The 26,078-nt window shown below is 64.2% G+C and carries 21 protein-coding genes; 6 read left to right on the top strand and 15 right to left on the bottom strand.

The annotated features are described in order from the left end of the window. The first annotated feature begins 158 nt into the window (after positions 1-158). Entirely contained in the window at positions 159-713 is a 555-nt protein-coding gene (locus AC1D1N_RS18175; protein WP_477350160.1) for a dihydrofolate reductase family protein, read from the top strand. A 103-nt stretch (positions 714-816) separates the two neighbouring features. On the opposite strand, the gene AC1D1N_RS18170 is transcribed toward AC1D1N_RS18175, so the two are convergent. The 9 genes from AC1D1N_RS18170 to bcoG all read right to left on the bottom strand — a co-directional run bounded on the left by AC1D1N_RS18170 (position 817) and on the right by bcoG (position 14,830). Further along, complete coding sequence (locus AC1D1N_RS18170; RefSeq protein ID WP_477350159.1) at positions 817-4,659, bottom strand: DUF7929 domain-containing protein; 3,843 nt, start codon at positions 4,657-4,659, stop codon at positions 817-819. A gap of 10 nt (positions 4,660-4,669) precedes the next feature. Continuing rightward, entirely contained in the window at positions 4,670-6,607 is a 1,938-nt protein-coding gene (locus AC1D1N_RS18165) for an NHL repeat-containing protein (protein WP_477350157.1), read from the bottom strand. A 427-nt stretch (positions 6,608-7,034) separates the two neighbouring features. Beyond that, positions 7,035-7,970: an alpha/beta hydrolase gene (locus AC1D1N_RS18160; protein WP_477350155.1), complete on the bottom strand. Its 936-nt coding sequence runs from the start codon at positions 7,968-7,970 to the stop codon at positions 7,035-7,037. A 111-nt stretch (positions 7,971-8,081) separates the two neighbouring features. Next, positions 8,082-8,864 carry a carnitinyl-CoA dehydratase gene (locus AC1D1N_RS18155; protein ID WP_477233437.1) on the bottom strand — a complete coding sequence of 261 codons (783 nt, stop codon included), beginning with the start codon at positions 8,862-8,864 and terminating at the stop codon, positions 8,082-8,084. Continuing rightward, on the bottom strand, positions 8,857-10,935 hold the full coding sequence (locus AC1D1N_RS18150) for an acetate--CoA ligase family protein (protein WP_477350153.1): 2,079 nt from the start codon (positions 10,933-10,935) through the stop codon (positions 8,857-8,859). Before AC1D1N_RS18150 ends, AC1D1N_RS18155 begins: the two co-directional genes overlap by 8 nt. Before the next feature lie 67 nt (positions 10,936-11,002). Then, positions 11,003-12,166, bottom strand: a complete 1,164-nt coding sequence (locus AC1D1N_RS18145) for an acyl-CoA dehydrogenase family protein (RefSeq protein ID WP_477350151.1) — start codon at positions 12,164-12,166, stop codon at positions 11,003-11,005. A 5-nt stretch (positions 12,167-12,171) separates the two neighbouring features. Continuing rightward, positions 12,172-13,266, bottom strand: coding sequence for a carnitine 3-dehydrogenase (locus tag AC1D1N_RS18140; RefSeq protein WP_477350149.1), 1,095 nt, complete (start codon positions 13,264-13,266; stop codon positions 12,172-12,174). Between the two features lie 2 nt (positions 13,267-13,268). Further along, a complete protein-coding gene (locus tag AC1D1N_RS18135; RefSeq protein ID WP_477338539.1) occupies positions 13,269-13,892 on the bottom strand; it encodes an HD domain-containing protein in 624 nt (207 codons plus the stop codon). Between the two features lie 14 nt (positions 13,893-13,906). Next, positions 13,907-14,830, bottom strand: coding sequence for a 3-dehydrocarnitine:acetyl-CoA trimethylamine transferase BcoG (bcoG, locus tag AC1D1N_RS18130; RefSeq protein WP_477350147.1), 924 nt, complete (start codon positions 14,828-14,830; stop codon positions 13,907-13,909). 134 nt (positions 14,831-14,964) lie between these two features. Here bcoG and AC1D1N_RS18125 point away from each other — a divergent pair, with 134 nt between their 5' ends. Next, on the top strand, positions 14,965-15,945 hold the full coding sequence (locus AC1D1N_RS18125; RefSeq protein ID WP_181056733.1) for a GlxA family transcriptional regulator: 981 nt from the start codon (positions 14,965-14,967) through the stop codon (positions 15,943-15,945). A gap of 61 nt (positions 15,946-16,006) precedes the next feature. Here AC1D1N_RS18125 and AC1D1N_RS18120 read toward each other — a convergent pair whose 3' ends face one another. The 3 genes from AC1D1N_RS18120 to xylA form a co-directional block, all read right to left on the bottom strand. Continuing rightward, positions 16,007-16,210 (bottom strand): hypothetical protein, encoded by a 204-nt coding sequence (locus tag AC1D1N_RS18120; RefSeq protein WP_112565601.1) that lies wholly within the window; start codon positions 16,208-16,210, stop codon positions 16,007-16,009. 367 nt (positions 16,211-16,577) lie between these two features. Then, a complete protein-coding gene (locus AC1D1N_RS18115) occupies positions 16,578-17,336 on the bottom strand; it encodes an SDR family NAD(P)-dependent oxidoreductase (protein WP_436257765.1) in 759 nt (252 codons plus the stop codon). A 144-nt stretch (positions 17,337-17,480) separates the two neighbouring features. Continuing rightward, positions 17,481-18,806, bottom strand: coding sequence for a xylose isomerase (xylA, locus tag AC1D1N_RS18110; RefSeq protein WP_436257764.1), 1,326 nt, complete (start codon positions 18,804-18,806; stop codon positions 17,481-17,483). A gap of 113 nt (positions 18,807-18,919) precedes the next feature. On the opposite strand from xylA, the gene AC1D1N_RS18105 reads away from it, so the two are divergent. Continuing rightward, positions 18,920-19,282, top strand: a complete 363-nt coding sequence (locus AC1D1N_RS18105) for a nuclear transport factor 2 family protein (RefSeq protein ID WP_436257763.1) — start codon at positions 18,920-18,922, stop codon at positions 19,280-19,282. A gap of 263 nt (positions 19,283-19,545) precedes the next feature. Here the strand turns inward: AC1D1N_RS18105 and xylB are convergent, their stop codons facing one another. The 3 genes from xylB to AC1D1N_RS18090 all read right to left on the bottom strand — a co-directional run bounded on the left by xylB (position 19,546) and on the right by AC1D1N_RS18090 (position 23,054). Beyond that, the gene (gene xylB / locus AC1D1N_RS18100; RefSeq protein ID WP_436257762.1) at positions 19,546-21,000 is read right to left on the bottom strand and encodes a xylulokinase; all 1,455 of its coding nucleotides are present in this window, start codon (positions 20,998-21,000) and stop codon (positions 19,546-19,548) included. Positions 21,001-21,082: 82 nt separating this feature from the next. Beyond that, positions 21,083-22,405 carry a tetratricopeptide repeat protein gene (locus tag AC1D1N_RS18095; protein ID WP_477350144.1) on the bottom strand — a complete coding sequence of 441 codons (1,323 nt, stop codon included), beginning with the start codon at positions 22,403-22,405 and terminating at the stop codon, positions 21,083-21,085. A 25-nt stretch (positions 22,406-22,430) separates the two neighbouring features. Continuing rightward, positions 22,431-23,054, bottom strand: a complete 624-nt coding sequence (locus AC1D1N_RS18090) for a LysE family translocator (RefSeq protein ID WP_477350142.1) — start codon at positions 23,052-23,054, stop codon at positions 22,431-22,433. A gap of 227 nt (positions 23,055-23,281) precedes the next feature. On the opposite strand from AC1D1N_RS18090, the gene AC1D1N_RS18085 reads away from it, so the two are divergent. From AC1D1N_RS18085 to AC1D1N_RS18075, 3 genes are all read left to right on the top strand, one after another. Continuing rightward, on the top strand, positions 23,282-24,049 hold the full coding sequence (locus AC1D1N_RS18085) for a L,D-transpeptidase (protein WP_477350140.1): 768 nt from the start codon (positions 23,282-23,284) through the stop codon (positions 24,047-24,049). Between the two features lie 99 nt (positions 24,050-24,148). Further along, a complete protein-coding gene (locus AC1D1N_RS18080) occupies positions 24,149-25,315 on the top strand; it encodes a diphosphate--fructose-6-phosphate 1-phosphotransferase (protein ID WP_477350138.1) in 1,167 nt (388 codons plus the stop codon). Then, the gene (locus AC1D1N_RS18075; RefSeq protein WP_477350136.1) at positions 25,315-26,064 is read left to right on the top strand and encodes an MBL fold metallo-hydrolase; all 750 of its coding nucleotides are present in this window, start codon (positions 25,315-25,317) and stop codon (positions 26,062-26,064) included. Before AC1D1N_RS18080 ends, AC1D1N_RS18075 begins: the two co-directional genes overlap by 1 nt. Positions 26,065-26,078 lie beyond the last annotated feature (14 nt).

Genomic DNA, 26,078 nt, shown 5'->3' with positions numbered 1-26,078 from the left:
TCATCCCGCCCGGCGCGAAGGTTCACCAAGAGGCAGAACATAATTGCTAGCCCTTATGTTGGCCTGCCTGACGAGCCACCTGAGTCCATTCGCTCCTTGAAGTCTGATTGCAAATCGCAATCAGATATATAGCCTATAGGCATCGAACGGAGGTACACGTGGGAAAGATCGTCTACTCCATGCTGACGTCGCTGGACGGCTTTATCGAGGGACCGTCGGGCGACATCGGCTTGCCGGTGCCCGAGGAAGAACTGCACCGGCATTTCAACGACGAGATGCGGCGGACCGCGATCGCGCTCTGCGGACGCCGGATGTATGAGGCGATGCGCTTCTGGGACAGTCCGGAGCGCAAAACCGGGGGAGAGGTCGAGCGGGATTTTGCCGATGCCTGGCAAAAGACCCCGAAGATCGTGTTTTCGACGACGCTTCGCGACGTCGGACCCAATGCCCGGCTGGTGAGTGGCGATGTCGAAACCGTTGCCAACCAGGTCAAATCGCAGACGGAGGGCGAAATCTCCGTTAGCGGCGCCGATCTTGCCGCACAATTCGCGCGTGCGGGCCTGATCGACGAATACCGGCTCTGCATGCAACCGGCCGTCCTGGGCGGCGGCAAGCCGTATTTCCAGTCCGGCCTGTCGCTGACCTTGCTGCCGCTCGGCACGCAAAGCCTTGCACAGGGCGTGACGCTGCTGCGCTACGCACCCGCCAGCTGAGATTCGGCCTGGAGCAGTGTGGGGATCGACAACTCTGCCGCCTGAAAGAAAATCCCGCCGGATCGCTCCGGCGGGGGTTCTATTTCTGGCTCGTATCCAGAACCTACGGCTTGACGTTGGCCGCCGGATCCCGTTGCGGCTGTACCTGCGGCTGCTGCGTGCGCTTCGGCACCAACTGCTGGAGGATACCCGGATTGAGCAACAGGCTCGGATCGAGCGATGGCTGTGGGCGGATGGGCCGGCAGTTCGGGAACCGTCCAACCGTGCCTTCCGGGCAGCGCCGCCTGATCGGTTGGCACTGGCCGTTGATCATCACCGAGCCCGGGGCACATTCTTCCGGCCTCGGCTTGCGGCATGCACCGTCGATCACCTGGGTGCCACGCGGGCAAACGCACTCGCCGCGCTTGTTGTGGACCTGGCCGCGTATGTCGCACTGTTCCAGCACAGGCCGCTTCTGCCGGCAGGCACCGCCTCGCACCTCGGTTCCCCGTGGGCAGACGCAATTGCCGTTGGCGTCGTGAACCTGGCCGCGGATGGTGCACTGCTCGGGCTTCGGCCGGATCGGCCGGCAGGCTCCATTGCGCACCTCGGTCCCACGCGGGCAGACACAATCGCCATCGGCGTCATGAACCTGGCCGCGTATGGTGCACTGCTCGGGCTTCGGCCGGATCGGCCGGCAGGCTCCATTGCGCACCTCGGTCCCACGCGGGCAGACACAATCGCCATCGGCATCATGAACCTGGCCGCGTATGGTGCACTGCTCGGGCTTCTGCTTGTCGCGCACGCAGGCATTTGCCTGTCGGTCGAGATGCGTGCCGTCCGGGCAGTAGCAGCCATTGCCGTCCGACGTCGGGACCGAACCGGGGATGGTGCAGCCCGGCTTGTCGATCTTGACGCAGGCGCCGTTTTCGAGCTCGGTTCCGCGTGGACAGACACAGCGTCCGTCCTCGGTGCGGATCTGGCCCTTGAGCAGCACGCAGGGCCTTGGCTTTGGCTCGACGATGACGCCACCGTCGGGCGAGCACTGGCCGTTGCGGAACGTCGTGCCTTCCGGACACACGCACCGGCCGGCGTCGTTCATCACAAAGCCCGGCGAGCACTCTTTCTTCACCTCACGCTTGATGGTGAAGGGATGGCAGGCATAGGCCTTGCCGCGACCGCCCTGGATGTTGGTCTGATCGCCGGACAGCACGTCGCCGCCTTGCACCCTGGTATCAGGAGACAAGACACCGACGCAGTTCTGGCCGGTGACATTGCCCTGCAGATTGGCCAGGCGGCCGTCGTCGGGAAGGACCACGGTGACAGTGTGCACGTGGCTTTCCCCGGCGCCGAGCGTCAAATTGGCAATGCAGGACAGAGGCAGCGTCGTCGGTTCCGGCGAGCAACCGAAGGGCGGCGAGATCGAGGTGATCTCAACGCCTTCGAGCCGGCCGAGCCCGTCCACGCCGATCGCATCGCCGATGCGGACCGGACCCGAGAATGGGGTCTGGCCGTCATTGGTGATGGTGATCTCGAACGAGCAGGGTTGTCCCGGCTGGCACTCGGCATCGCCCGTCTTCTTGACGCTGATGGTGGAGATGCCACCACCCTTGGCGCAGGCCTGGCCGAACGGGTAGACAACGTCGTCTCCTGGAGCCGGACCATACGAGCCGCGTGCGCAGTTCTCGAACGCGCCATTGGCCGAGACCGTCACGTCGAAGTGCCTAGATGTTCCGGGCGTCATAACGGCGCCGGGAATCTGGCACGACAGCGCATTGGCCGGAACCGCTCCGCAGGCCCATTCCGCGCCGTCGGGTGTGACGGTCTGGATCTGGACCGGCGCGCCGCCTGCTATCAGCGTGGCGGCATCATTGACCCGCACCGGACCGGTGGGGGCAGCGGTGCCAAGACTGATGACGGTGATGCGGCAGGAAACCACCGCCGCGCCGGCCAGCGAGCCGTTGCACGTCTTGGTTATGCGCAAGGCTGGCTTGCCGCCATTGGGATGCCGGAAGCGTTCCTTGGCGCAGGCCTTGTTGTTGGTGAGGTCGACCTCACCGGGGACAGGCTTCAGCGCCGCGCAGTTCTCGACCGTATCCGACTGGTAGCCGGCCGGCATCACCGCCTTGACGACGATCGGCGTCGAGGCGCCCGGCATCAGCACGATGCCGGCGTTGTCGCAGCGGAACTGGCCGGGGCCGTTGGGTCCGCATGCCCAGGGCGGAGACGGGCCGAAGGTCGAAGAGGCCGGCGCGCCGCCCGGGTAAGTGTCGATGACCGTCAGCGGCCCAATATACGGAACGCTGCCATTGTTGATGATGTCGATCACGAAGTAGCAGATGCCGTCGGGCGTACAGACCGGAATGCGGGCACGCTTCTTCAGGATCAGGTCGACCTTCTTGTCGACCGGCGGCCGGCAATCGCGGTCGCGATCGCCACGCCGGCAGATCGGGATCGAGGCGCAGCCGCGATCGTTCTGCTGGCTGCCGAACAGCGGCTTGCCGCTGGCGCCGTAATTGTAGGTGGCGCAGTTGCGCAGCGCGCTGCCTTGCCAGCCTCCGGCCGGCTTGAAGCCGAGCTTGAGGTTGATGGAGGCGCCCGGATTGAGCGTGGTCACCGGATAGGTGCACGTCATCGGGGTCACGCCGGGCACGCAGACCCAGGGCGGATTAGGCCCTGAATCCAGCGTCGAGCCGGCCGGCAGCGTCACCTCGTCGAGCACGATCTTGCCGTGATATGGTCCGTCGCCGACATTGGTGACCGTGATGGTGAAGTCGCAGCCGCCGCCCATCGTGCAACGTGTGACATCGGCTCGCTTTTCGACCTTGAGGTCCGGCTCCTTGTCGGGCGGACACCTCAGGTCACGCGGAATGACGATGTCGATGGTCTGCGTGCAGCACAGGCCCCAACCTTCCTCTGGACCGGCATAGGTTTCTATGCCGGTGACGATCAGGTGGATGACGTCGCCGGGCGATGCGCCAATGATCTTCCAGTTCAGCACGCCGCCGCCCGCCGGCACCAACTGGGTGTCGGGGATGATGGTGATGCCGGGGGTGGTCGTCGACACCTGCACCCACTTGCCGCCCAGCTCCGGGCCGACAGGCATGTGATAGATGAAGGCGCCGCCGCCTTGCACGCAATCGACCGTGCCGCGCTCCACCTTGAAGCATTCCCGGTCGGGAGGCGGAGGCCGCTTGTCGCAGTTGGTGAGGTCGATCTTGATCGAGGTCTTCACGCCGGTCTTGAAGTCGCCGTCGTCGGGCTTGCCCGGATCCTGCGACGGGATGATGACCCCCGTGCCGACGCCAGGCGTCACCTTGATCGCGCCCTGATTGTCGACGATGGTCGGCGAAGGAAACGCCGCATGGTCGATCTTGGCGGTGATCTTGAAATTGATGACGCGTTCATTGGCGGCACCGGCGCCGTCGAGATCGGTGGCGGAAATCCGGAAATCGGAAACCGTCGCCGTATCGTTCGGATTGGCCGAGGTGCTGATCGTTGCGCCCGGCAGCGGTCCGCCGGATGCATCCGTGCCGTCGCCGGACACGTTGACGTTGACGATCGCAAGACCGTGCGGAAGCTGATCCTTGAAGTCGAGCTGGAGTTTTTTCAGCCTGGCCACGAAGCTTGGGTCGGCAAAGCCTTGCGGGTCCCCGCGCAGGCCGAAGCTCAGGGAGTAGACGACGTAGTCGCAGCTCCGCTGGGTGCCTTTCTTGGTGAAGAACGGCACGACCCGTTCCGGCCTCGGAGTGATGATTTTCGAATTATCGAGGTCGAGCCGCAGTTCCGGCGTGATCGGGACGGCGTCTTCGGCGTGGCTTGCCACAGGGGTGTACATGGCGACCGCGATACCGGCCGCCATCAGCCAGCGCGCGCTGCGCCTGGCGTATGACAGGGGTCTCATGATGGTCTCCATGACGGTTTTCTGGTTGCGCGTCGCGGTGGGGGAAAGTGCAGAAATGTTCATCTCTCCCTCCTCAACGTTCGCAGCTGACGGCTGGGGTTCTGAGCGGCAAAGTCATCTTGCAGCAAGGGTAGTAGCCACCCTTGTCCTTGTCGGACTGCCTGTAGAAGCAGAGCCCGACATCGACTGTGTCGCCCGGATAGTGGCCGGTGATGTCGACCGTGTAAGGCTTGCCGGGCGCATGCGACTGGGGTGATGTCACCCCGACGCCTGGCGTCCTGGACTGGGCCCTGATCGAATCGCCGCCGAAGCCGGCATGGTCATGGAGATAAAGGTCGGCCTGGAGACCGCGAGGTGTGCAGTAGAACTGGACATCCTCGACATCGATGCACGGCGGCAGATCGCCGGGCGGTGGGAAATCAGGCGGATAGAACGGCGGCAGGTAACCGCCGGGGATTTCTTCATAGTAGCCGGCACGGCCTTCGCAGGGGTGCCAGACCTCGACGTCGCCGACATGGCCTTCCACCTCGGGGTCTTCGAAATAGCCGTCGAAATCGACGAACCAGGAGCCGAAGGGCGGCACGTTGGCCGGCTTGACCAGCGGCGTCGGCGTGATCTGCACGCCGTGTACGGCGAGCGGCCCGCCGGCGGCGAGCTGGTCGGCCAGTGTCGGGTTGTCGCGCAGCTTGTCGCCGGTGTTGACCAGCGTATCGGTGCACACGCCGGTGTCGAGATTGCCGTCGGCGTCATAGCCATATTGCAGATCAAGGCCGCCGGCCGACTGCCGGTTGCCTTGCGGGAAGCCGACTGCATATTCCTGCGGCTCTTCCACCCATTCCGATTCGGTCGCCGGATCGTCCGGGTTTTCGCGCCAATAGCGGATGGCCTCGCCTTTGCCGGAATCGGCGAACTGGCTGTAATCGTAGCGGTTTTCCACCGGGCCGCGCTGCGCCAGGTACATGAAGCCCTTGACGTCGAAGGCGATGTCGGTGACGGCGTAGTCCTTGTCGGCCTTGACCGTCAGCTCCCAGCGCGGATCGCCGGCAAAGCTGCCGTCGCGGGCAATGCCCACCGACCAGATCTCGGCCTTTTCGCCGACCGAGTAGTAGACCCGGCCGCCGTGATAGGCGACTGCCCAGACGCGGCGCTCGTCTTGCGTGTAACCCCAGGTGTCGGGGTCTTCGCTATCGAAGGCAGCACCTTGTATGTCCATTACCGCGCCGTCGTCAGCGACGGGCGCGAGCCCATGCGCCGGCCGCCCGGCAACGCCGTGGTCGAATGTATCGATCAACGTGCCATTGGCGTCGAGGCGGTGGATGAGGCCGGTATCGAGGTCGCTTGCGAAGAACTCGCGGTGATTGCTGTCGAAGCTGACGTCACCGATGCCGGGACCGCTGTTGGTGTCGATGTCGGCGAATCTGGAGATGGCACCGGTGACGCCGTCGATCTTCCAGATGGTGCCGGGACCGCCACCATTTTCGGTGCCGAACTGGCCGTCCATGAAGACGGCGCCGGACGTGCCGCGGCGCTGCCGCTCAGGGCGGCCGTCGGAATCTTCGTCAGGGGTGACGATGCGGATGCCGTGCAGCGAGCTGGCGCCGGCATAGAGGTTGGGGATGCCTGACGGGACGCCGTCGCGCACGCCGTCATCATAGGTAATGGCGAACACCTGGCCGATCTGTTCGGCGGTCACCTCGAAGGGCGGCGGCGTGTAGACGAGCTGGCCGGAGGCCGGTCCGCCCAGCGCTGAAACGTCGAAAACGCGCAAGGTGGCGCGCGTCGTGTCGATAAAGGTCTCATCGACCGGGTCGACCCCGGGCGGCAGCCCTTCGTCGAAATTGGGAATGACAGTGCCGGAAAATCCGGTCACCGTCATCGAGCCGGGATAGATGATCTGGGTTTCCTGCGCCCGGGCAGCTGTGCCCAGCCAAAGCGTGGCGCTCAGCGCCAGGGCAAGCAAACCGCCGGCCAGATGGAGCGAATGGCGCAAACCGCCGCGTGGAGATGGCATGGACGTGCCGCGATCGCAGGACATAAAACTCCCCCCGAAGTTTTCGGGAGGAACTTCCGGTCCGGCCGGCCGAATCAGGGCAAGGCGCGTCGTTCCGGCACGTTCGTCCCTGATCGAATTGTCTGCTTTCCTCATCCTCACGATACGCCTGCTCCTGCGCAGGGTCAACGGAATCAGCCGGAAGCCCAGCGCATCGACCCCATCCCGAAGGCGATGGTCGCGCTGAGCTCCCGTTGTTCCCGGAGACCTGCGAGTCTCTGGGGTCCTGGTCATTGGGGGCATCCTTTCCGGCCCCGCACCATGCGGCGCCTGAGCGTCAGTCGCAGGCGGAAGCGGAAAGGTTCATGCAAAACGGCGGCTGGGACTGTTCGCCATTTCACAGAAGGGGCGAATGACTTTATTTTTCAGGCAGATTGTCGGCGAATGATCACCAGGTCCAGCCGCCTCTGCCCAGCACCGAGACCACCTCGACGATGCGGCTGAAGCTGGCGCGCGCCCGGCCGACCGTGTGCCTGGCCCGGAGATAGCCATGCACCAGCCCCGGCTCCTCGAACCAGGTGGCGTGGCCGCCCGCGGCGAGGACGCGGTCGCGATAGGCCTCGCCATCGGACGACAGCGGGTCGCACTGTGCGGTGATGAGCACGGTTGGTGGCAGGTTGGTGAAATCCGCGTCGGCGAGCGGCGACAAAGCGATGTCACCGGAGCCGTCGGCGCCGCCGGTGCGGATGTGCTTGTAGAATTCGAGATCGCGCATGGTCAGCATCGGCGCTTCCGCATGCGTAACGTAGGAGCCCCTCGAGCTGTCGCCGCCGAGGCCGGGATAGATCAGCACCTGGCCGAATGGCCGCTTAGCATGGCCACGCGTTGCGTGACTAACGGCCGCGCAGAGATTGCCGCCGGCGCTGTCGCCGCAGAGCAGGACGGGACGGTCGTAGCTTTTGGCGGCCCATTCGAAGGCAAGCAGCGCATCGTCGAAGGCGGCCGGATGCAGATGCTCCGGCGCCAGCCGGTAGTCGACGGAGACAACCTCGAAGCCGGTGCGAGCGCACAATTCGGCGCAGACATCATCATGGCTGTCGAGCCCGCCGAGGATGAAGCCGCCACCATGGATGTAGAGCACCATCGCCGCCTTGTTCGGGGTAGCGCTGCGATAGATGCGGATCGGGATATCGTGCGCGGCAATGACGGTCGTTTCCGCCGTCACGCCATCGGGATAGCCGGCAAAGAATTCGCGGCACATCCGGTCATAAATCGCGCGCTGCTGGGCGATGGTGTAGTCGATCGTGTCGGGCGGGTAGAAGGAATTGGTCCGCTCGATGAAGGCCCAGGTCTCGGCGTCGATGAGGGTTTTGTAGTCGGTCATGCTGCTCCTTTACCTCCCCTGGGGAGGTCGCCGCGAAACGGCGGGTGGCGGCGCATCACCCCACCCCGGACCTTCGGTCCGACCCTACCCATCGAGGGGAGAGTAAAGAGGTTACTTCCCCTTCCACACCGGATCGCGCTTCTCCGCGAAGGCGCGGAACCCTTCCATATTGTCCTCGGAGCCATAAAGCGCATCGACGGTCGCCAATTGCCGGCGCGTCACGCGGTTCATCGCATCCTGGAAGGTCAGCGCCTCGGCCACCCGCGCCGTCTCCTTGATCGCGGCGAATACCAGCGGCGGACCACTGGCCAGCAGCCTTGCAATCTCCCAGACACGGTCTTCGAGCTTTTCCTTGGGCAGCACTTCGTTGACCAACCCCCAGCGATGCGCCTCGGCGACATCCATCCAGCGGCCGGTGAGCAGCAGATCCATGGCGACATGATAGGGAATGCGCTTGGGCAGCTTGATCGTCGCGGCATCAGCCAGCGTGCCGGCGCGGATTTCGGGCAGCGCGAAGGAGGAATGGTCGGAGGCGTAGATGAGATCGCAGGACAGCGCCAACTCGAAGCCGCCGCCGACCGCCATGCCGTTGACGCAGGCGATGACCGGCTTGTTCATGTCGCGCAGCTCCTGCAGGCCGGCAAAGCCGCCGACGCCATAGTCGCCATCGACCGCGTCGCCGCCGGCGGCGGCCTTCAAATCCCAGCCGGCGCAGAAGAACTTGTCACCTGCGGTCTTGACGATGGCGACGCGAAGCTCCGGATCGTCGCGGAACGCCTTGAACGTCTCGCCCATCAGCCGCGACGTCTTGAGATCGATGGCATTGGCCTTCGGCCGGTCGAGCGTGACCTCGAGGATAGTGCCCTCGCGGCGGGTCGAAATGACGTCAGACATTCTTCTTCTCTCCCAGCACCAGCAGCGCGTCGGCGATCCAGGCGCCCTTGCCCTCGGCGCAGACGATCAGCGGGTTGATGTCGAGTTCCTCGATCTCGCCGGCATTCTTCTGGACGAAGTCGGCAATGCCCGCGATGGCCTCGATGGCGGCAGCGACATCGGCTTTCGGCCGGCCACGATAGCCCTCAAGCAGCGGGAACAGTTTCAGGCGGCGCAGGGCCGCCTCGATATCGTCGCGCGTCGCCGGCAGCATCAAGGTGACGCTGTCGCGCAACAACTCGACCAGCACGCCGCCAGTGCCCAGCGTCATGACGGCGCCGAACATCGGGTCGCGGGTGAAGCCGACGATCAGTTCGGCGACGCCGTCGCGCACCATGCGCTCGACATAGAGCCCGGTGCCGAGCGGCAGGAGATCATGCGCCGCCGTGCTGACGGATTCGGCGTCCTTGAGGCTCAGTCTGACAGCGCCGACTTCCGACTTGTGGGTGACGCCGAGCGCCTTCAGCGCCACCGGGAAGCCGAGCGCCATCGACGAGATGACGGCGTCGACCGCATTGGCGGCACGTTCGCCCTTCGGCACCGGCAGGCCTGCCTTGATCAGTCGCTCCTTGGCTTCGGCCTCGTCAGGCGTCACATGGCCGCCTTCGGCAGCGCCCGCGGCTGACGTGTCGATCGGCTGCGCCTGCGGCTCGGCCCAAGCCCAGCCGATGAAGGCTGCTGCGCCTGCGGCGTCCATGGCTTCGGAGATGCCGAACAACGGCACCATGCCCCGCGCCATCAGCTCGGCGGTGTATTCCTCCGGCAGATTTTCCGGCAGCGACGAGACGATCGCGCCATGCGCCTTGTTGGTCTTCAGCGCCGATTCGAAGGCGCGCAGCGTCGCCCACCAGTCGGTGACCGAGCAGCGATCGGGGCGCGGGAAGTCGAGCACCAGCATGTTGAGATCGAAACCGCCCGACACCATGGCGGTGAAGGTGGCGGTCATCGCCGGCTCATTATTCCAGATGAAGGTGTGGTAGTCCAACGGGTTGGCGACGGCGACCAGCGGCCCGAGGGTCGATTTGACATGGGCGCGGTGCTTGCTGGTGAGCTCCGGGAAATTGACCCAGCGACCCTCAGCGCTGTCGGCCATGACCGAGGCTTCGCCACCCGAACAGCTCATCGACGACAGCCTGTAGCCGGGCAATGGGCCGGTGACATGCAAGAGCTTCAGCGCTTCGATAAAGGCGGGGATGGAATCGACGCGCGCGATGCCGAGCCGCCTCAGGAAAGCACCGGAGGCCGCGTCTGAGCCAGCCAGCGAGGCGGTGTGCGAGACGGTCGCCTGCCGTGCCTGCTCGGAACGGCCGACCTTCATGGCTATGATCGGCTTCTTCAGTTCGCGCGCTCGTGCGGCCAGTTTCTCGAAGCCGGCTACCGAATCGAAAGCTTCGATGTGCAAACCGAGCGACGTCACCCGCTCGTCCTCTATCAGGCCGAGCGCCATTTCGGACAGGCCGGTCTGCGCCTGGTTGCCGGCGGTCATCAGGAAGGCGATCGGCAGGCCGCGCTTCTGCATCGTCATGTTGATGGCGATGTTGGACGACTGGGTGATGATGGCGACGCCCTTTGCGCCTTCGGGCAGCCTGATGCCGCCATGCTGGTCGGGCCACAGCAACGCGCCGTCGGCATAGTTGATCAGGCCATAGCAGTTCGGGCCGATGATCGGCATCTGGCCGGCAGCAGCGACCAGTTCGGCCTGCAGCCGCTCACCATCGTCATCATAAGCCTCGGTCTCGAGAAAGCCCGCGGCAAAACAGACGGCGCCGCCGGCGCCACGTTCGGCCAGCGCCTTGACCACCTCGATGGTCAAGTGCCGGTTGACGCCGACAAAGGCAGCGTCGGGCGCACCGGGAAGGTCTGCAACAGAACGATAGGCCTTGCGACCGGCAACCTCGTCCTTGGTCGGATGCACCGGCCAGATCTCGCCGGCAAAGCCCATCTTGATCGATTGCGCGACGACGGCAGCGGCCTGCACCCCGCCAAACACGGCGATGGATTTTGGGCGCAGGAGACGTTCGAGTTTATGCATGGCCATCTTTTCGTTTGAGCATGATCTTCTCCCCAAAACCGGACCCCGGTTTGGGGTACATCATGCTCTATGCTCCGAACGGACGCAGCAGCGCCCGCGAAATAATATGTCGCTGAATCTCCGAAGTACCTTCCCAGATGCGCTCGACGCGCGCATCGCGCCAGATGCGCTCCAGCGGCAGGTCGTCCATCAGCCCCATGCCGCCATGGATCTGGATTGCTTCGTCGGCAACAAAGGCGAGCATTTCGGTAGCCTTCAGCTTGGCCATGGCCATGTCCTGATCGGTCACGGTGCCCTGATCGTACTTCCAGCCGGCTTCGAACACCATCAGGTCCGCAGCCTTCAGTTCCGTCGCCATGTCGGCGAGCTTGAATGACACGCCCTGGAATTTGCCGATCTGCTGGCCGAACTGCTGGCGCTGCGCGGAATACTCGATGGCATGGCCAAGCGCTCGCTCGGCGCGGCCAAGGCAGGTGGCGCCGACCTGCAGGCGGGTGGCGCCGAGCCACGAATTGGCGACCTCGAAGCCCTTGTGCACTTCGCCGAGCACCTGGCTCGCCGGCAAACGGCAATCGTCGAATTCAAGGATGGCGTTGGTGTAGCCGCGATGCGAGACGTTGCGGTAGCCGTCGCGCACCGTGAAACCCTTGGTGCCCTTGTCGACGAAGAAGGCGGTGATCTTCTTGCGCTTGCCGCGCGGCGTTTCTTCCTCGCCGGAAGCCATGAAGACGATGGCAAAGTCGGCCAGATCGGCATGGCTGATAAAATGCTTGGTGCCGTTGAGCACCCAGTCGTCACCGTCCTGTACGGCGGTCGCTTTCATGCCGCGCAAATCGGAGCCGGCGCCGGGCTCGGTCATCGCCAGGCAGTCCCACTTTTCGCCACGGATGCAAGGGAACAGATACTTTTCCCGTTGCTCCGGCGTGCCGGCGAGCAGGATGTTGGAGGGACGCGCCACGCAGGTCCAGTGCAGCGCGTAATTGGCGCGGCCGAGCTCCTTTTCGTAGAGCAGCCAGGTCACCGTATCGAGGCCGGCGCCACCGACATCGGCCGGCATGTTGGCAGCGTAGAGCCCGGCTTCGATCGCCTTGACCTTGATGTCCTCGATCAGCTCGCGGCGCAGCACGCCGGTGCGCTCGACTTCACGCTCATGCGGGTAAAGCTCGTTCTCGACGAACGCACGCGTCGTCTCGACGATGAGCTTCTGTTCCTCCGAAAGCCCGAAATCCATGGTCTTCAGCCTTTCTTCTTTTTCTTCGGCTTTTCCACCTTCTTTACCGGCTTCGATGCCTTGGCCTTTTCGGCAGCCTTGGAAGCGGCCGGCTTCTTCGCCGCCAGCTTGGCCAGCTGCCTGGTGTAGTCCTTGTGCAAGGCGCCGGCGCCCCAGCCTTTGCCTTTGTTCTGTTTCGACAGAGCATCCATGATCGCGACCAGATTGTCGTCGCGGATCTTTTCCAGCTCGCGGATCGACAGGCCATGCGCCTGGTCGTCCGACTGGGTGGCGATCAGGTCGACCAGTTCGTCATTGAACTCCGGCACGTCCATAAGCTTGGTCCACGGCCATTTCAGGCACGGCCCGAACTGCGCCATGAAGTGGCGCATGCCGGCCTCGCCGCCGGCGACGCGATAGACCTGGAACATGCCCATCTGCGCCCAGCGCAGGCCGAAGCCGTAGCGCATGATGTCGTCGAGCTCCTCGACGGTGCAGATGCCGTCCTTGATCAGCCACAGCGCCTCGCGCCAGGCGGCTTCCAGCAAGCGGTCGCCGACAAAGGCCTCGATCTCCTTGCGGATCACCACCGGCTTCATGCCGATCGAGGCATAGATTTCTTTCGCAACCTCGATTGCCTCGGGGAACGTCTGTTCGCCGCCGACGATCTCGACCAACGGCAGGAGATAGACCGGGTTGAAGGGATGTCCGACAACCAGTCGCTCCGGATGCTTCTTCATCGCCACCTGCATGTCGGTTGGCTTGATGCCGGAGGTCGACGAGCCGACGATGGCGTTGGCGGGTGCATAAAGATCGATCTCGGCCAGCACACGGTGTTTCAGGTCGAGCCGTTCCGGCACGCTCTCCTGGATGAAGTCGGCATCGGCGACTGCCTCGGCAATGGTCTTGGCGAAGGTCAGCTTGCCCTCCTTGGGCAGGCCGCCGGGAACCATCTGCTTGTAGGCGCGGCGCGCACCCCTCATCACTTCCGAGACCTTGCGCGACGCTTCCGGGTCCGGATCGAAGATCGACACGTCGATGCCGTTGAGCAGCAGCCGCGCCACCCAGCCGGCGCCGATGACACCGCCGCCGATGGCGGCCGCCTTGTTGATGATGCTCATGGTCAGGCTCCGGTTCTTGTCTTGGCTGTTTGAGGGTCGATGAGAGGCACGCGCTCGCCGGCGCGAATAACCGATGCGTCGTAGGCCTTGCGGGCGAAGACTTCGAGCACGAAGGGCCGGAAGAATTCGATCGGCAGCGTCTCATAATCGGGGTCGAAGCTCGACTGGTCCCAGCGTTCGCAAAACTGATCGCAATCATCGAAATAGGCATGGCCGGCGAAGCGGTCGCGGGCGTGACGGTTGCCGCCGAGATGGTGAGCGTAATAGAGGCGCTGGAAGTCGCCGTGCTTTTCCACCACCCAGGTGCATTGCTCGCGCACGAAAGGTTTCAGGATCGAAGCGGCGTATTCGTCGTGATTGTAGGGCGCGTAGATATCGCCGATATCGTGCAGCAGCGCGCAGGCGATCCAGTCGGTGTCGGCGCCATCGCGCCACGCCCGCGTCGCCGCCTGCAGCGAATGGCCGAGCCGGGTGATCTTGTAGCCGGACAGGCCTTCGTCGAGCTGCACCAGCGCGTCGAGCAGCCGCTCGCCGGTCTTGGCGGCATAGTCGATTTCATGGGCGGTCAGGAACTCGTAATCGTCCTTGTCGCCATCCTTCATCGCGGTGAATTTGACGGTAGCCATGATCCGCTCCCGTTTTACGCAGCGGCTGCGATCGGCGCCCGCTTGGTCAGGTTGAGCTTCTTGCGCACTTCCTCCGGCCCGAGGATACGGGCGCCGAGATTGGTGACGATGCTGGCGGCGCGCTCGACCAGTTGTGCATTGGTTGCCAGCACGCCCTTGTCGAGCCACAGATTGTCTTCGAGCCCGACGCGGACATTGCCGCCGGCGAGAACCGCCGCTGCTGCGTAGGCCATCTGGTTGCGGCCGATGGCGAAGGCAGACCAGTTCCAGGTCGACGGCACATTGTTGACCATCGCCATGAAGGTGTTGAGGTCGTCGGGCGCACCCCACGGCACGCCCATGCAGAGTTGCACCAGCGCATCGGCGTTGAGCACCTTTTCCTCGACCAACTGCTTGGCAAACCAGAGATGGCCGGTGTCGAAGGCTTCTATCTCCGGCTTGACGCCGAGCGCCGTCATCATGCCGCCCATGGCGCGCAGCATGCCTGGCGTGTTGGTCATGACATAGTCGGCTTCGGCGAAGTTCATGGTGCCGCAATCCAGCGTGCAGATTTCCGGCAGACACTGCCGCACATGTTCCATGCGGTTGGTGGCGCCGCCCATGTCGGTGCCTTTTTCGTTGAGCGGCAATGGCGCCTCCGGCGAACCGAACACCATGTCGCCGCCCATGCCGGCGGTGAGGTTGAGCACCACATCGACATTGGCGTCGCGGATGCGCTCGGTCACTTCGCGGTAGAGATGGACATCGCGGCGGGGCTTGCCGGTTTCAGGGTCGCGGACATGGCAGTGGACGACGGCAGCACCGGCCTTGGCCGCATCGATCGCCGAATCGGCAATCTGCTTGGGCGAGCGCGGCACATGCGGCGAGCGGTCCTGCGAGCCGCCGGATCCGGTCACGGCACAGGTAATGAAAACCTCACGGTTCATCGCGAGCGGCATGGAACTCTCCTCCCAAACATCAGCAGTGCATGTCGCCCAAAAGTGGGAACCGGTTTTGGGATAACGACATGCACAAGGACAGGCCAACAATGATCGGACTTGCGAGGGACTGTTTTGCGATTTACGAAGCTTCCATGATCAAAAGCGAAAAACCGACCATCTTTCGCTCGGAACGCTCGCCGCTCAAGGTGACGCTGCTGGTGTTTTCCGGCTCGTCCATCATGTGTGTGGCATCGGCCGTCGACCCGCTGCGCGCCGCCAACCGCATCTCCGGCGAGACCCTGTTCGATTTTAAACTGGTCTCGGTCACCGGCGAGGCGCCGGTCACCACATGCGGCCTGCCAGTGGCGGTCAGCGGCCGCTTCGATGCGGCCGAGCCTACCGACGTGCTTGTCGTCGTCGCCGGCTTCGGCACCCAGAATTACGCGACATCAGCGCTGCTCTCCGGTCTGCGCCGCGCGGCCCGCGCGGCCCGTGCCTGTGGCGGCGTCGAGGCCGGTACCTGGCTGGTGGCGCGGGCGGGTCTCTTGGAAGGGCGCAGCGCCACCACCCATTGGGAAGACATGGAGGATTTTTCGTCGGCCTTTCCCGGCGTTGATGTCCGTCCCGACCGCTACGTCATCGATGGGCCCGTCTTCACCTCGGGCGGGGCGTCGCCGACCTTCGACCTGATGCTGCATCTGATCCGTACGCGCCTCGGCATGGCCGTGGCGCTCGATGTCGCCAGCGTCTTCATCTACGACCAGGCGCGCGCCGCGACCGATGCGCAACCGCTGGTCTCGCTCGGCCGGCTCGACGGCTACGACCCGCGGTTGGCGCAAGCGATCCGGCTGATGGAATCGCATGTCGACCAGCCGCTGACCATAGATGCGGTGGCGAAACGCGCCGGGGTGACGGCACGAACATTGGAAAGCATTTTTCGCAAATCGATCGGCGAGACGCCCGGCGCCTACTATCTCAGGCTGCGGCTGGGCGCGGCGCGGCGGCTGGTGGTCGACACGCGGATCGCCATGGCGGATATTGCCGGGCGGACGGGATTTTCGTCCGCCGCGGCATTTTCCAGAGCGTTTTCAAGAGCGTTCGGCGAAGCGCCGGTGCGCCTCCGCCGAGGTTGATGCATGTCGCCCAAACGTGCGTCGCGGTTTTGGGATAACGACATGCACAGACAAAGAGAGATCAGGCTGCGTTCTGTCGATCGCTGCCGGCGTCCATCTGCGAGCGCATCTGCCTCGCCAGTCGGACTTCGAAACGGCTGCTGACAGCGCGATCCCATTCGTTTTTCACATTGTCGGTCGGCCGCGGCAGCGCCATCAGCCGGTCGATGATCGATCCGGCCTCGCCGGATGAGAGCAGGGCGTCGATTTCGCGTTCGTGCTGCATATCGGTTCGCCTCCTTCCTTTTCACCCGCCACAACGGCATCCTTATACGAGATACGTGACGGCAGTTTGAAGGCAAGAGCGAGGTCATTGAGGGGCGGTGCGAGGCAAAAGCTTGTCGGCGGATAGGGTCTTGCGCAAACCCCATTCCAGAGCGGCCGGGATGTTACCCTGCCGCCCTTGAGCACTACGAATCGGCTTTCCGCCTCAGACGTAGCGGTTGACGACGTTCTCCAGATACGCTTGGCGGCCGGACTTTGGCTGCGGCTCGATCTCTTCTTGAAGACGCGCTCGGCGAATGCGTTGGCGATGCTATTTCCAATGCTTTCCGTAACCTGCGACCGATGGTGAACGACCGGTCGTTTCGGATTCAGCCCTTGCGCTCCTGAAGGCTGTTGCCGCCGTCGACCACCATCAGGGCGCCGTTGACGTAGCTCGCGCCTTCCGATGCCAGGAACACCACCGCTGCGGCAACCTCGTCCGGTCGTCCGGCCCGCGCCGGTGGCGTGTGCAGGGCAGCTTGCCGCTCCATTGCGCTCGACGAGCCCGTTTCGATCCAGCCGGGGGCCACGGCATTGGCCGTGATGCCGCTTTTTGCCACTTCGAGCGCCAGCGTGCGCGTCAGGCCGACCATGCCGGCCTTGGCGGCGGAATAGGCTGATGTGCCTTCGAAAGACACCAGCGGCCCGGTAACCGACGCCACATTGACGATGCGCCCATAGCCTGCCTCTACCATCGCCGGCAAAAACGCGCGGGTGACCAGGAATACGGTCTTCAGGCTGACGTCGATCCCTTGGTCCCAGTCGGCCTCGGTCATGGCGAGAAACGCCTTATCGGCCGAGGGCGATGCCAGCGAGCCCATGCCGGCATTGTTGACTAGGATGTCGACAGCGCCGACATCAGCCCGTAGCCGCGCGACTTCGGCTGCGATGGTGAGATCCGCGACTGCGGCTTTGGCATTTATGCCTTCGGCGCAAAGCTCGGCGGCGCGATCGAGTACACGCGCGCTGGCACCGTTCAGGAAAACGGCATGACCGGCAAGGCCGAGCTGCCGGGCAATGGCAATGCCGATGCCGTCAGCAGCACCCGCCCCGGTGATCAGCGCACGCTTGGTGTTAGAAGAAGGCATGGTCAAATCAGACTCCGCTGGGTGCGCCGTCGCGGTCTTACCACACACTTTGGCGACCGTGCTGCGGGAACGGCTGACTGGCAGAGGTCAGCCGCTGCGGCTTTTCGGCCACGCGCGGCTTATGTCAGCCCAAGGTACCAGGTCTCAGACGTAGCGGTTGACGATGTTTTCCAGCAGTTCCTGGCGGCCGGAGCGCGGCTGCGGCTCGATCTTCTTCTTGACCACGCGCTCGGCGATGTCCTCCAGCGTGCGCTTGCCCGACAGCATCGCCTTGGCCTCGGCGCTGTTCCAGCCGGCATAGCGTTCGGCGAGCGGACCCGACAGCGCCTTGTCCTCGACCATTTTCGCGGCTGCCTTCAGACCGCGTGCGCACGAATCCATGCCGCCAATATGGCCGATCAGCAGGTCCTGCGGATCGAGCGACTGGCGACGCAGCTTGGCGTCGAAATTGGTGCCGCCGGTCTTGAAGCCACCGGCCTGCAGGACCTGATAATAGGCCAGCGCCATCTCCGGCACATTGTTGGGGAACTGGTCGGTGTCCCAGCCCGACTGGTAGTCGTTGCGGTTCATGTCGATCGAACCGAAGACGCCCAGCGCATTGGCCAGCGCCAGCTCATGCTCGAAGGAATGGCCGGCGAGGATGGCGTGGCCCTGCTCGATGTTGAGTTTTACTTCCTTCTCCAGGCCGAAGCGCTTGAGGAAGCCATAGACCGTGGCGACGTCATAGTCGTACTGGTGCTTGGTCGGCTCCTGCGGCTTCGGCTCGATCAGGATCGTGCCCTTGAAGCCGATCTTGTGCTTGTAGTCGACGACCAGGCTGAGGAAGCGTCCGGCCTGCTCCTGCTCGCGGGCAAGGTCGGTGTTGAGCAGCGTCTCATAGCCCTCTCGCCCGCCCCAAAGTACATAGTTTTCGCCCTTAAGCCGCTTGGTAACGTCGATGCAGCTCTTCACCGTCGCCGCCGCATAGGCAAAGACATCCGGGTCTGGATTGGTGGCGGCGCCCGACATGAAGCGGCGGTTGGAGAATAGGTTCGCCGTGCCCCAGAGCAGCTTGACGCCGGTCTTCTTCATCTTTGCCGCAAAATAGTCGGCGATCTCGTCAAGCCGCGCGGCACTTTCGGAGAAATCCTTGCCTTCCGGACGCACATCCGCGTCGTGGAAGCAGAAATATGGCGCACCAAGCAGCGAGAACATCTCGAAGGCCACATCGGCCTTGAGCTTCGCCAGTTCCATCGTGTCGATGCCGCCCGCCTTGGGGAACCAGGGACGGTCGAAGGTCTGGCCGCCGAAGGGATCGCCGCCCGGCCAGGCGAAGGAATGCCAGTAGGCGACCGCGAAGCGCAGATGGTCTTCCAGCCGCTTGCCGGCGACGACCTCATCCGGGTTGTAGAAGCGGTAGGCCAGCGGATTGGTCGAATCCGGCCCCTCATACTTGATTGCTTTGATGTCGCCGAAAAATCCGCTGCTCATGATTTCTGTCCTCTCTCGAATAGTTCGCCCTGATTACCTCAGGCGTAATTGGTTTCGTTCTGCCAAGGGGTGAAAAGGCTGGTGTCAAAGCCACTCAACGAAGGAGACAGACCATGACCGACCTCAACACGATCGCTCAAAACTACATCACCGCCTGGAACGAGGCCGATGCGGATCGCCGCGCCGAACTGCTCAAGGGGACCTTCACCGAAGATGTCAGCTACCGCGATCCGCTGATGCAGGGCGACGGCCATGCGGGTGTGGCCGCGCTCATCGATGGCGTGCAGCAGCGTTTTGCCGGCTTCCGGTTTTCGCTGAAGGGCACGCCGGACGGGTTTGGCGACACGATCCGCTTCTCGTGGAATCTCGGGCCGGAGGGGGTGCCGTCGGTTATCGAAGGCACTGATATCGGTGTCATCGAGAACGGGCGGCTGAAGAATGTTACCGGGTTTCTCGACAAGGTTCCGGCGCAGTGAGGTTACCCTGCAAAGGCGCGGAGGAGAGCGCCAGTCGCCACGGTTGGCGCCGCCCCTCATCCGCCTGCCGGCACCTTCTCCCCGTATAGTGACGGGGAGAAGGGGGCTGGCAGCAGCGCCGGCGCCCTTCTTGCAATGTCGGCGACTAGCGCAGCCCGCCATGACAGCGCCCCTCTCCCCGTCCCTATACGGGGAGAGGATGCCGGCAGGCAGGTGAGGGGCAGCGCCGACGCCCGGAAACGGGTTATGGGCCAAGCCCCCACTCACGCGGTTGCCGCCTTGATCGCGGGATACAATGCGCGATAGCGCTGATAGGCATCTGCGTACGCCCCACTAAGCCCAGCATCCGGCTCAATGGTGGCATCCGTCCTCGGCGCCGTGCATACCACCAGCGGATCGGCGCCCGTCGCCGCGATCAACCCGAGTCGCGCCGCGCCGAAGGCAGCGCCGAAATCGCCGTCGGCGGGAATATCCACCGGCACCTGCAGCGCCGTAGCGACCGCTTTCAGCCAGTAGCGCGAGCGCGAGCCGCCGCCGATCGCCGTCACCCGCGTCAACGTCGTACCCGCCGTCTTCAAGGCTTCGAGACTGTCACGGAAGGCAAAGGCAACGCCTTCAAGCACCGCTTGCGTCAGCACCGCACGGCTGGATTCATGCGCCAGCCCGGTGAAGGACCCGCGGATGGCGGAATCATTGTAGGGCGTGCGCTCGCCCGAGAGGTAAGGCAGGAACGACACACCGCTCGGCGCCTTCAGCGCCTCGCCGAGTTCGGCGGTCAATTCGCCGGCCTTCTTCCCCGATACCTCCGACAGCCAGTTCAGCGAATCCGTCGCCGACAGGATGACGCCCATCTGGTGCCAGGTGTTGGGCAGCGCGTGACAGAAAGTGTGGACCGCACTGGCCGGGTTCGGCAGGTAGGAGGCATTGGCAGCAAACAGCACGCCGGACGTGCCCAGCGAAACGAAGGCATGGCCGGCGCCGACCGTGCCCATGCCGCAGGCCGAAGCCGCATTGTCGCCGGCGCCACCGGCAATCGGGATGCCAGCCTGGACGCCCCATTTGGAGGCGAGATCGGCGCGCAAGGCGCCAGCCTTTTCAGTGCCTTCGACCAGCGATGGCATCTGCTTCTCGTCGAGCGAAGTGACGGCAAGCAGTTCCGGCGACCAGCGCCGCTTGCCGACATCGAGCCATGAGGTGCCGGCCGAGTCGGACATTTCCGACATATGCTCGCCGGTCAGCCAGAACCGCAGGAAATCCTTGGGCAGCAGCACCTTCGCCACCTTGGCGAAGACAGCCGGCTCGTTATTCTTCACCCAGGCGAGTTTTGGCGCGGTGAAGCCGGGGAAGACGATGTTGCCGGTCAGCTTGCGGAAGCGTAGGTCGGCATCGAGCGTGGCCGCCTCGGCATGGCTGCGCGTATCGTTCCACAATATGCAAGGGCGCAGCACCTGGTCGCCGGCGTCGAGCAAGGTTGCGCCGTGCATGTGGCCGGAGAGGCCGATGCCTTTGACGGCGGCAAGCTCTTTCGGATGCGCTGATTTCAGCTCGGCAATAGCGGTCTCGCAGGCTCGGACCCAGTCGGCCGGATTCTGCTCGGACCAGCCGGGATGTGGCCGCGATACGTCAAGTGAAGCATGGCCGGAGCCGATGACGGTTTGCCCGGCATCGATCAACAGCGCCTTGACGCCCGACGTACCGAGATCGAGGCCGAGATACATGCAATCCTCCCACTGCCATTAATTTTTTCGGGTCTCGAAAAAATCTGGCTTGGCCAGGTTTTAAAACAAGATCCGCTGCGGGTCAATTCTCTGACAAATTGGCGGCCCGTCGAGAAAACAGCGCCGACAGCGGGCTGTCCGGCCGAGCCAGCTGACGCTCAGCCGTCAGCGCCCGTGCCAATGCTGTGTCGCCGGCGCGCAACGCCGCCTCGATCAGCGTCAGGTCGATCACGTCGCGCTGGGCATGGCTGCCGCCGAAGCGATGAGCAATCGAGCGAATCGGCCGGATCAGGCGCACCGCCTCGGCGTAATTGCCCTGGCCAAAAGCCTTGATGGCCAATGTCAACGGATGGCCGACATCCCTGGTGAAGGCAGCGTTGTCGTCGCTGCCGCGCATCGCCTCGCGCTGTGCCTCGAGCAAGGTCTTGGCTGGCGCCTCGAGCCCGGCGCCGACGAAGGCCATCATGGCATGGGCGTCGTTGAAGGCGTAATTGCCGGCACCGACCTTGGGCCAGTTGGCGGCGAGCGCTATCCAGCGGTCGCCGACATCGACGCCGCCGAGATAAAGCCGCCACAGGATCGCCGAGGCATCGACCATATTGAGCGCCATCGTCGACGGCGCGCCGTAGATCGGCCCGTCATACAGGGCCAACACCTCTTCGGTCTCGCCGAGATCGTAGTGGAACAGCGCCAGGTGCCACCAGTTGTGCACCTGCAGGAAACTCTCTTTCGTCCACGCCTCGGGATTGGCGCGCATCCAGGCGATGCCGTCCCTTTGCCGGCTTTGCATTTCCATGACATGGGCGACAGCATGCTGCGCCCAGCCGTCGCGCGGCTCGATATCGACAGCCTGCCGGCCCAGCCTCTCGGCGCGCGCATAATCGCCCATTTCCTCCAGTCCAAAGGCCTGCATGCCGAGAATGGCATGATAGCCCGGCATGTTCTCTTGCCAGGACGGCAGCGCGCGGCCGATGCGATCGCGCAGCATGCGGGCGTTGCCCGTGAAGAAGTCGACCTGGTGTCCGGTCTGCAGCGCCACCGCGTCGAGCGGGAAGTCGATGGCGATATCTTCAAGCAAGCGCGAGGCCTCGTGCCAGCGGCCGGCGGCGAGATGGCCAAGGGCAGCGACATGCGCCCGCTCGCGCGCGGTCGCGGCAAGCGGCAGCGCCGTTTCGTGGCATGCCTTGGCCAGCGCAGTTGCCTCGCGCTCGGTGGCGAGGCCGAACAGATAGCCCTTGAACACATGCGCCATGACGAAGCCCGGGTCGGCCGCAATGGCGCGATCGACCGAAGCGACGGGGTCGCCGATAAAGCATTGCAATTCATGAACGGCCTGGCTGTAGGGCAAAAACCCCGTCTCGGTCGCGCCCGAAAATGTCAGGCCGAATGTATCCTTCACTGCCATGCCGGCCCCTGATGCTCCGCGGATCCTAGTTACCTGAACGCATTGCCACGGTAGCTATCCCCGCTCCGACCAGCAGCGTGCCGCCGGTGCGGTTGAAGATGCGGATTGCTTTGGGATTGCGCACGACATTGCGGGCGCGCGCCGCGATCAGCGCGTAGCCGAAGGCATTGCCGAAGGCGAGCGCCAGGAAGGTGGTCTCGAAGATCAGCATCTGCGGCCAGAAATCGGCCTCGCGGTTGAGGAACTGCGGCAGGAAGGCAACGAAGAAGGTGATGCTTTTCGGGTTGAGCGCGGTGACCAGCCAGGCATGCGCCATCATCTTGGCCGCCGACGCGGCGTCGGTGCGCGGTTCGGCTTTCAGCGCGCCGCCGGCGCGAAACAGTTTTATGCCGAGATAGATCAGATAGCAGGCGCCGATCAGCTTCAGGATGGTGAACACAGTCGCCGATGCAGCCAGCAGGGCGCCGATGCCGAGCATCGACAATGTCATGGCGGTGAAGTCGCCCAGCGCCACGCCGACCGCCATCGGCAAGGCGGTGCGCCAGCCCTGGCCCAGCGCATAGGACACGACCAGGAGAATGGTCGGGCCGGGAATGATCAGCAGGACGGTGGAGGCGGCGGCGAAGGCGGCCCAGTTTTCGAACGACATCTTTGTCTCCTTGAGCGCAAAGAAAAGGATAAATCCTCGGGTGCGCGGGAATGTAAAGAGCCATCTCAAAAAATGCGCGGCGTGCCGTTTCGCGCGGCGACGTAGGCATACAGGGTATAGGGTTAAGGCAAGCCTGAAGACCTTCACCCTTTTTCAACCATGTTTGGCGAAACTGCGTGCTATCCGGCCGGACCGTGTTTCCCGCCGACAGCGTAGGGTTTGGGTGCATGCGTGAGTTGCCGCAGAATCTGACGCCGCCTGCAAATGGCGACGCAATCGAAACCGAACATCTTTATTCCCGCCGCTTCGTCCTGTCGGGCGCCGGCGCCGTCGCGCTGCTCGGCATGGCCGGCTGCAGCACCTCGACGCTCGAACTGCCGCAGCTGCAGCTGGACGATACGGTCACCGGCTCGGTGCGGCCGATCCGCCCGGCGATCAGTGTCGACAAGAACATCACCGGCCCCGACGTCATGTACGCCGCACTCACCGATGGTGGCTTCGAGGTGCCGGCCGTGCCCTATCAGAAGGTCAGGCCGGAGTTCCGCCGGCAGATTGTCGTCAATGAGACCGGCGAGGCGCCCGGCACCATTGTCGTCCATCTGCAGGAGCGCAAGCTCTACCTCGTGCAGGAGGGCGGCGACGCCATCCGCTACGGCGTCGGCATCGGCAAGGACGGCTTCCGCTGGTCCGGCCGCGCCAACATTCAGTACGGCAAGGAATGGCCGGTATGGACGCCGCCGCCGGAAATGATCCAGCGCAAGCCGGAACTGGTGAAGTGGCAAAATGGCCAGCCCGGTGGCCTCACCAATCCGCTCGGTGCGCGTGCCCTCTACATCTACCAGGATGGCAAGGACACCGGCTATCGCATCCACGGTTCGCCCGAATGGGCGAGCATCGGCCAGGCGATGTCGTCGGGGTGCGTGCGCCTGATCAACCAGGACATCATCGACCTCTACAGCCGCGTTTCCAAGAAGAACCCGGTCGTCGTCGTCTGATCGTTCTGCGGCGGTTTGGCGCCACTCGAAACTCTCGTTGCGCGATGCGGCAAGCTAGGCCAAGGTGCCTGAAAACCATCGCGCCGGGAGACATCAAGCATGGCTGGAACGTTTGTCATCGCACAGGGCGGCGGCCCGACTGCCGTCATCAACCAGACGGTCGTCGGCGCCACGCTGGAAATCCGCAAGCGCCATCCCGGCGCCAAGGTGCTGGGCTTCATCCATGGCGTGCGCGGCATTCGTGACGGCAACTATGTCGACCTGTCCGCCATCCCCGAGGATCGGCTGCGGCTGATCGCCGGAACGCCGAGTGCCGCCCTCGGCTCGACGCGCGACAAGCCGGATGCCGCCTATTGCGAGGTCATCCTCAATGGCCTGAAGAAGGCGGGCGCCGACGCCTTCATCTACATCGGCGGCAACGACACGTCGGGCACCCAGCAGATCCTGACCGACGCCGCCGGCGGCAGCATCGCATTCGTGCATGCGCCAAAGACCATCGACAACGATCTCGAGGAGAACGACCACACGCCGGGCTTCATCTCGGCGGCCGAATTCGTTGCCGGCGCCTTCCTGTCCGTCGATCTCGATTTCCGCGCGCTGCCCGGCATCTATGTCGGCATCGTCATGGGCCGGCATGCCGGCTTCCTCACCGCCGCAGCCGCCGCCTGGCAGATCGATCCCGACAGCGGCCCGCATCTCGTCTACGTGCCGGAACGGCCATTCTCGGCCGCCGGCTTTATTGACGACGTGCGCGCCTCGCTCGACCGCCACAAGCGCTGCATCGTCGCCGTCTCCGAAGGCGTCAGCACGGCCGACGGCAAGGCGCTGGTCGAGAGCCTGGTGCCGCCGGATAAGCTCGAGCGCGATGCCCATGGCAACGTCAAGCTGTCGGGCAGCGACCTGCCGGCCGCCCTCGAGCGGGCTCTCGCCGAAGGCCTGCCGGGCAAGCGTGCCCGCGTCGATGCGCTCGGCTACATGCCGCGCGGCTATATCGGGGCGATCAGCGCCGTCGACGCGCAGGAGGCCTTCGACGCCGGCGCCTTCGCGGTTGCCGTTGCGGGGGAAGGCGGCGGCTCGGTGGCGCTGCAGTATGACGGCACGAAGACCGTGCTGAAGAAGGTGCCGCTCAAAAACGTCGCCGGCAAGACGCGCCATATGCCAGACGATTTCATGAAGCCCGACGTCAACCAGCTGTCGGAAGCCGGCATGGCCTATTTGAAGCGGCTGGTGCCGGAAAAATACAAGGTCGGAAAGCCCTTCGTCTGATGGGTGACCGTTTTGGCGGCGAGCGTGTCGTCGGCGACTGGTTCGGCAAGACCGTCATCGACGCCAGCACAACGATGCTGACCGAACCGTTCGTGCATGATTTCGTGCGCGCGAACATCTGGCATTTTAGGGGACGCGATGCCGACCTGCTGGTCGACACCGGCATGGGCATCTGCCCACTGGCGCCTGAGATCGATACGCCGCAGGGCAAGCCGCTCATCGCTGTGGCCACCCACATCCATCTCGACCATGTCGGCTCGCTGCACGAGTTTCCGCTGCGGGCCGGGCCGCGGCACAGCGCCGAACATTTCGAGACCATGAACGAGCAGGTTACCTACGCCTACATGTTCACCAATCTCGACGGCGCCGTGTCGAAATTGCCGATGCCAGGCTGGACGGCGGCCGACTACAAGATCCCGCCGGCGCCGTTGACGCGCACACTGGACGAAGGCGACATCGTCGACCTCGGTGACCGGCGGTTCCGCGTGCTGCATTTGCCCGGCCATTCTCCGGATTCGATCGCGCTCTTCGACGAGGCGGACGGTCTGTTCTTTGCCGGCGACGCCATCTACGATTCCATGCTGATCGACGACCTGCCGGACTCCTCCAAACCCGACTATCGCCGCACCATGCAGCGGCTCATCGAGCTGCCTGTCCGCCTCGGTCATGGCGGCCATGGGCCGAGCTTCGACGGCAATCGAATGCGCGAGATCGCTACCGCTTATCTCAGGCGCACAGAAGGGCGTTGAGGGTGGCTTGCCGC

The sequence above is a fragment of the Mesorhizobium sp. P2_B5 genome (genome assembly GCF_056404775.1).
Note: the sequence above shows the minus strand (reverse complement) of the source record. Positions and strands in the feature narration are given on the sequence as shown.

Bases quoted from the DNA above. Each gene is read 5' to 3' on its own strand.
- AC1D1N_RS18170 (WP_477350159.1), bottom strand. From the start codon at position 4,659: ATGAACATTTCTGCACTTTCCCCCACCGCGACGCGCAACCAGAAAACC.
- AC1D1N_RS18165 (WP_477350157.1), bottom strand. From the start codon at position 6,607: ATGCCATCTCCACGCGGCGGTTTGCGCCATTCGCTCCATCTGGCCGGC.
- AC1D1N_RS18160 (WP_477350155.1), bottom strand. From the start codon at position 7,970: ATGACCGACTACAAAACCCTCATCGACGCCGAGACCTGGGCCTTCATC.
- AC1D1N_RS18155 (WP_477233437.1), bottom strand. From the start codon at position 8,864: ATGTCTGACGTCATTTCGACCCGCCGCGAGGGCACTATCCTCGAGGTC.
- AC1D1N_RS18150 (WP_477350153.1), bottom strand. From the start codon at position 10,935: ATGCATAAACTCGAACGTCTCCTGCGCCCAAAATCCATCGCCGTGTTT.
- AC1D1N_RS18145 (WP_477350151.1), bottom strand. From the start codon at position 12,166: ATGGATTTCGGGCTTTCGGAGGAACAGAAGCTCATCGTCGAGACGACG.
- AC1D1N_RS18140 (WP_477350149.1), bottom strand. From the start codon at position 13,266: ATGAGCATCATCAACAAGGCGGCCGCCATCGGCGGCGGTGTCATCGGC.
- AC1D1N_RS18135 (WP_477338539.1), bottom strand. From the start codon at position 13,892: ATGGCTACCGTCAAATTCACCGCGATGAAGGATGGCGACAAGGACGAT.
- bcoG (WP_477350147.1), bottom strand. From the start codon at position 14,830: ATGCCGCTCGCGATGAACCGTGAGGTTTTCATTACCTGTGCCGTGACC.
- AC1D1N_RS18125 (WP_181056733.1), top strand. From the start codon at position 14,965: ATGATCAAAAGCGAAAAACCGACCATCTTTCGCTCGGAACGCTCGCCG.
- AC1D1N_RS18120 (WP_112565601.1), bottom strand. From the start codon at position 16,210: ATGCAGCACGAACGCGAAATCGACGCCCTGCTCTCATCCGGCGAGGCC.
- AC1D1N_RS18115 (WP_436257765.1), bottom strand. From the start codon at position 17,336: ATGCCTTCTTCTAACACCAAGCGTGCGCTGATCACCGGGGCGGGTGCT.
- xylA (WP_436257764.1), bottom strand. From the start codon at position 18,806: ATGAGCAGCGGATTTTTCGGCGACATCAAAGCAATCAAGTATGAGGGG.
- AC1D1N_RS18105 (WP_436257763.1), top strand. From the start codon at position 18,920: ATGACCGACCTCAACACGATCGCTCAAAACTACATCACCGCCTGGAAC.
- xylB (WP_436257762.1), bottom strand. From the start codon at position 21,000: ATGTATCTCGGCCTCGATCTCGGTACGTCGGGCGTCAAGGCGCTGTTG.
- AC1D1N_RS18095 (WP_477350144.1), bottom strand. From the start codon at position 22,405: ATGGCAGTGAAGGATACATTCGGCCTGACATTTTCGGGCGCGACCGAG.
- AC1D1N_RS18090 (WP_477350142.1), bottom strand. From the start codon at position 23,054: ATGTCGTTCGAAAACTGGGCCGCCTTCGCCGCCGCCTCCACCGTCCTG.
- AC1D1N_RS18085 (WP_477350140.1), top strand. From the start codon at position 23,282: ATGCGTGAGTTGCCGCAGAATCTGACGCCGCCTGCAAATGGCGACGCA.
- AC1D1N_RS18080 (WP_477350138.1), top strand. From the start codon at position 24,149: ATGGCTGGAACGTTTGTCATCGCACAGGGCGGCGGCCCGACTGCCGTC.
- AC1D1N_RS18075 (WP_477350136.1), top strand. From the start codon at position 25,315: ATGGGTGACCGTTTTGGCGGCGAGCGTGTCGTCGGCGACTGGTTCGGC.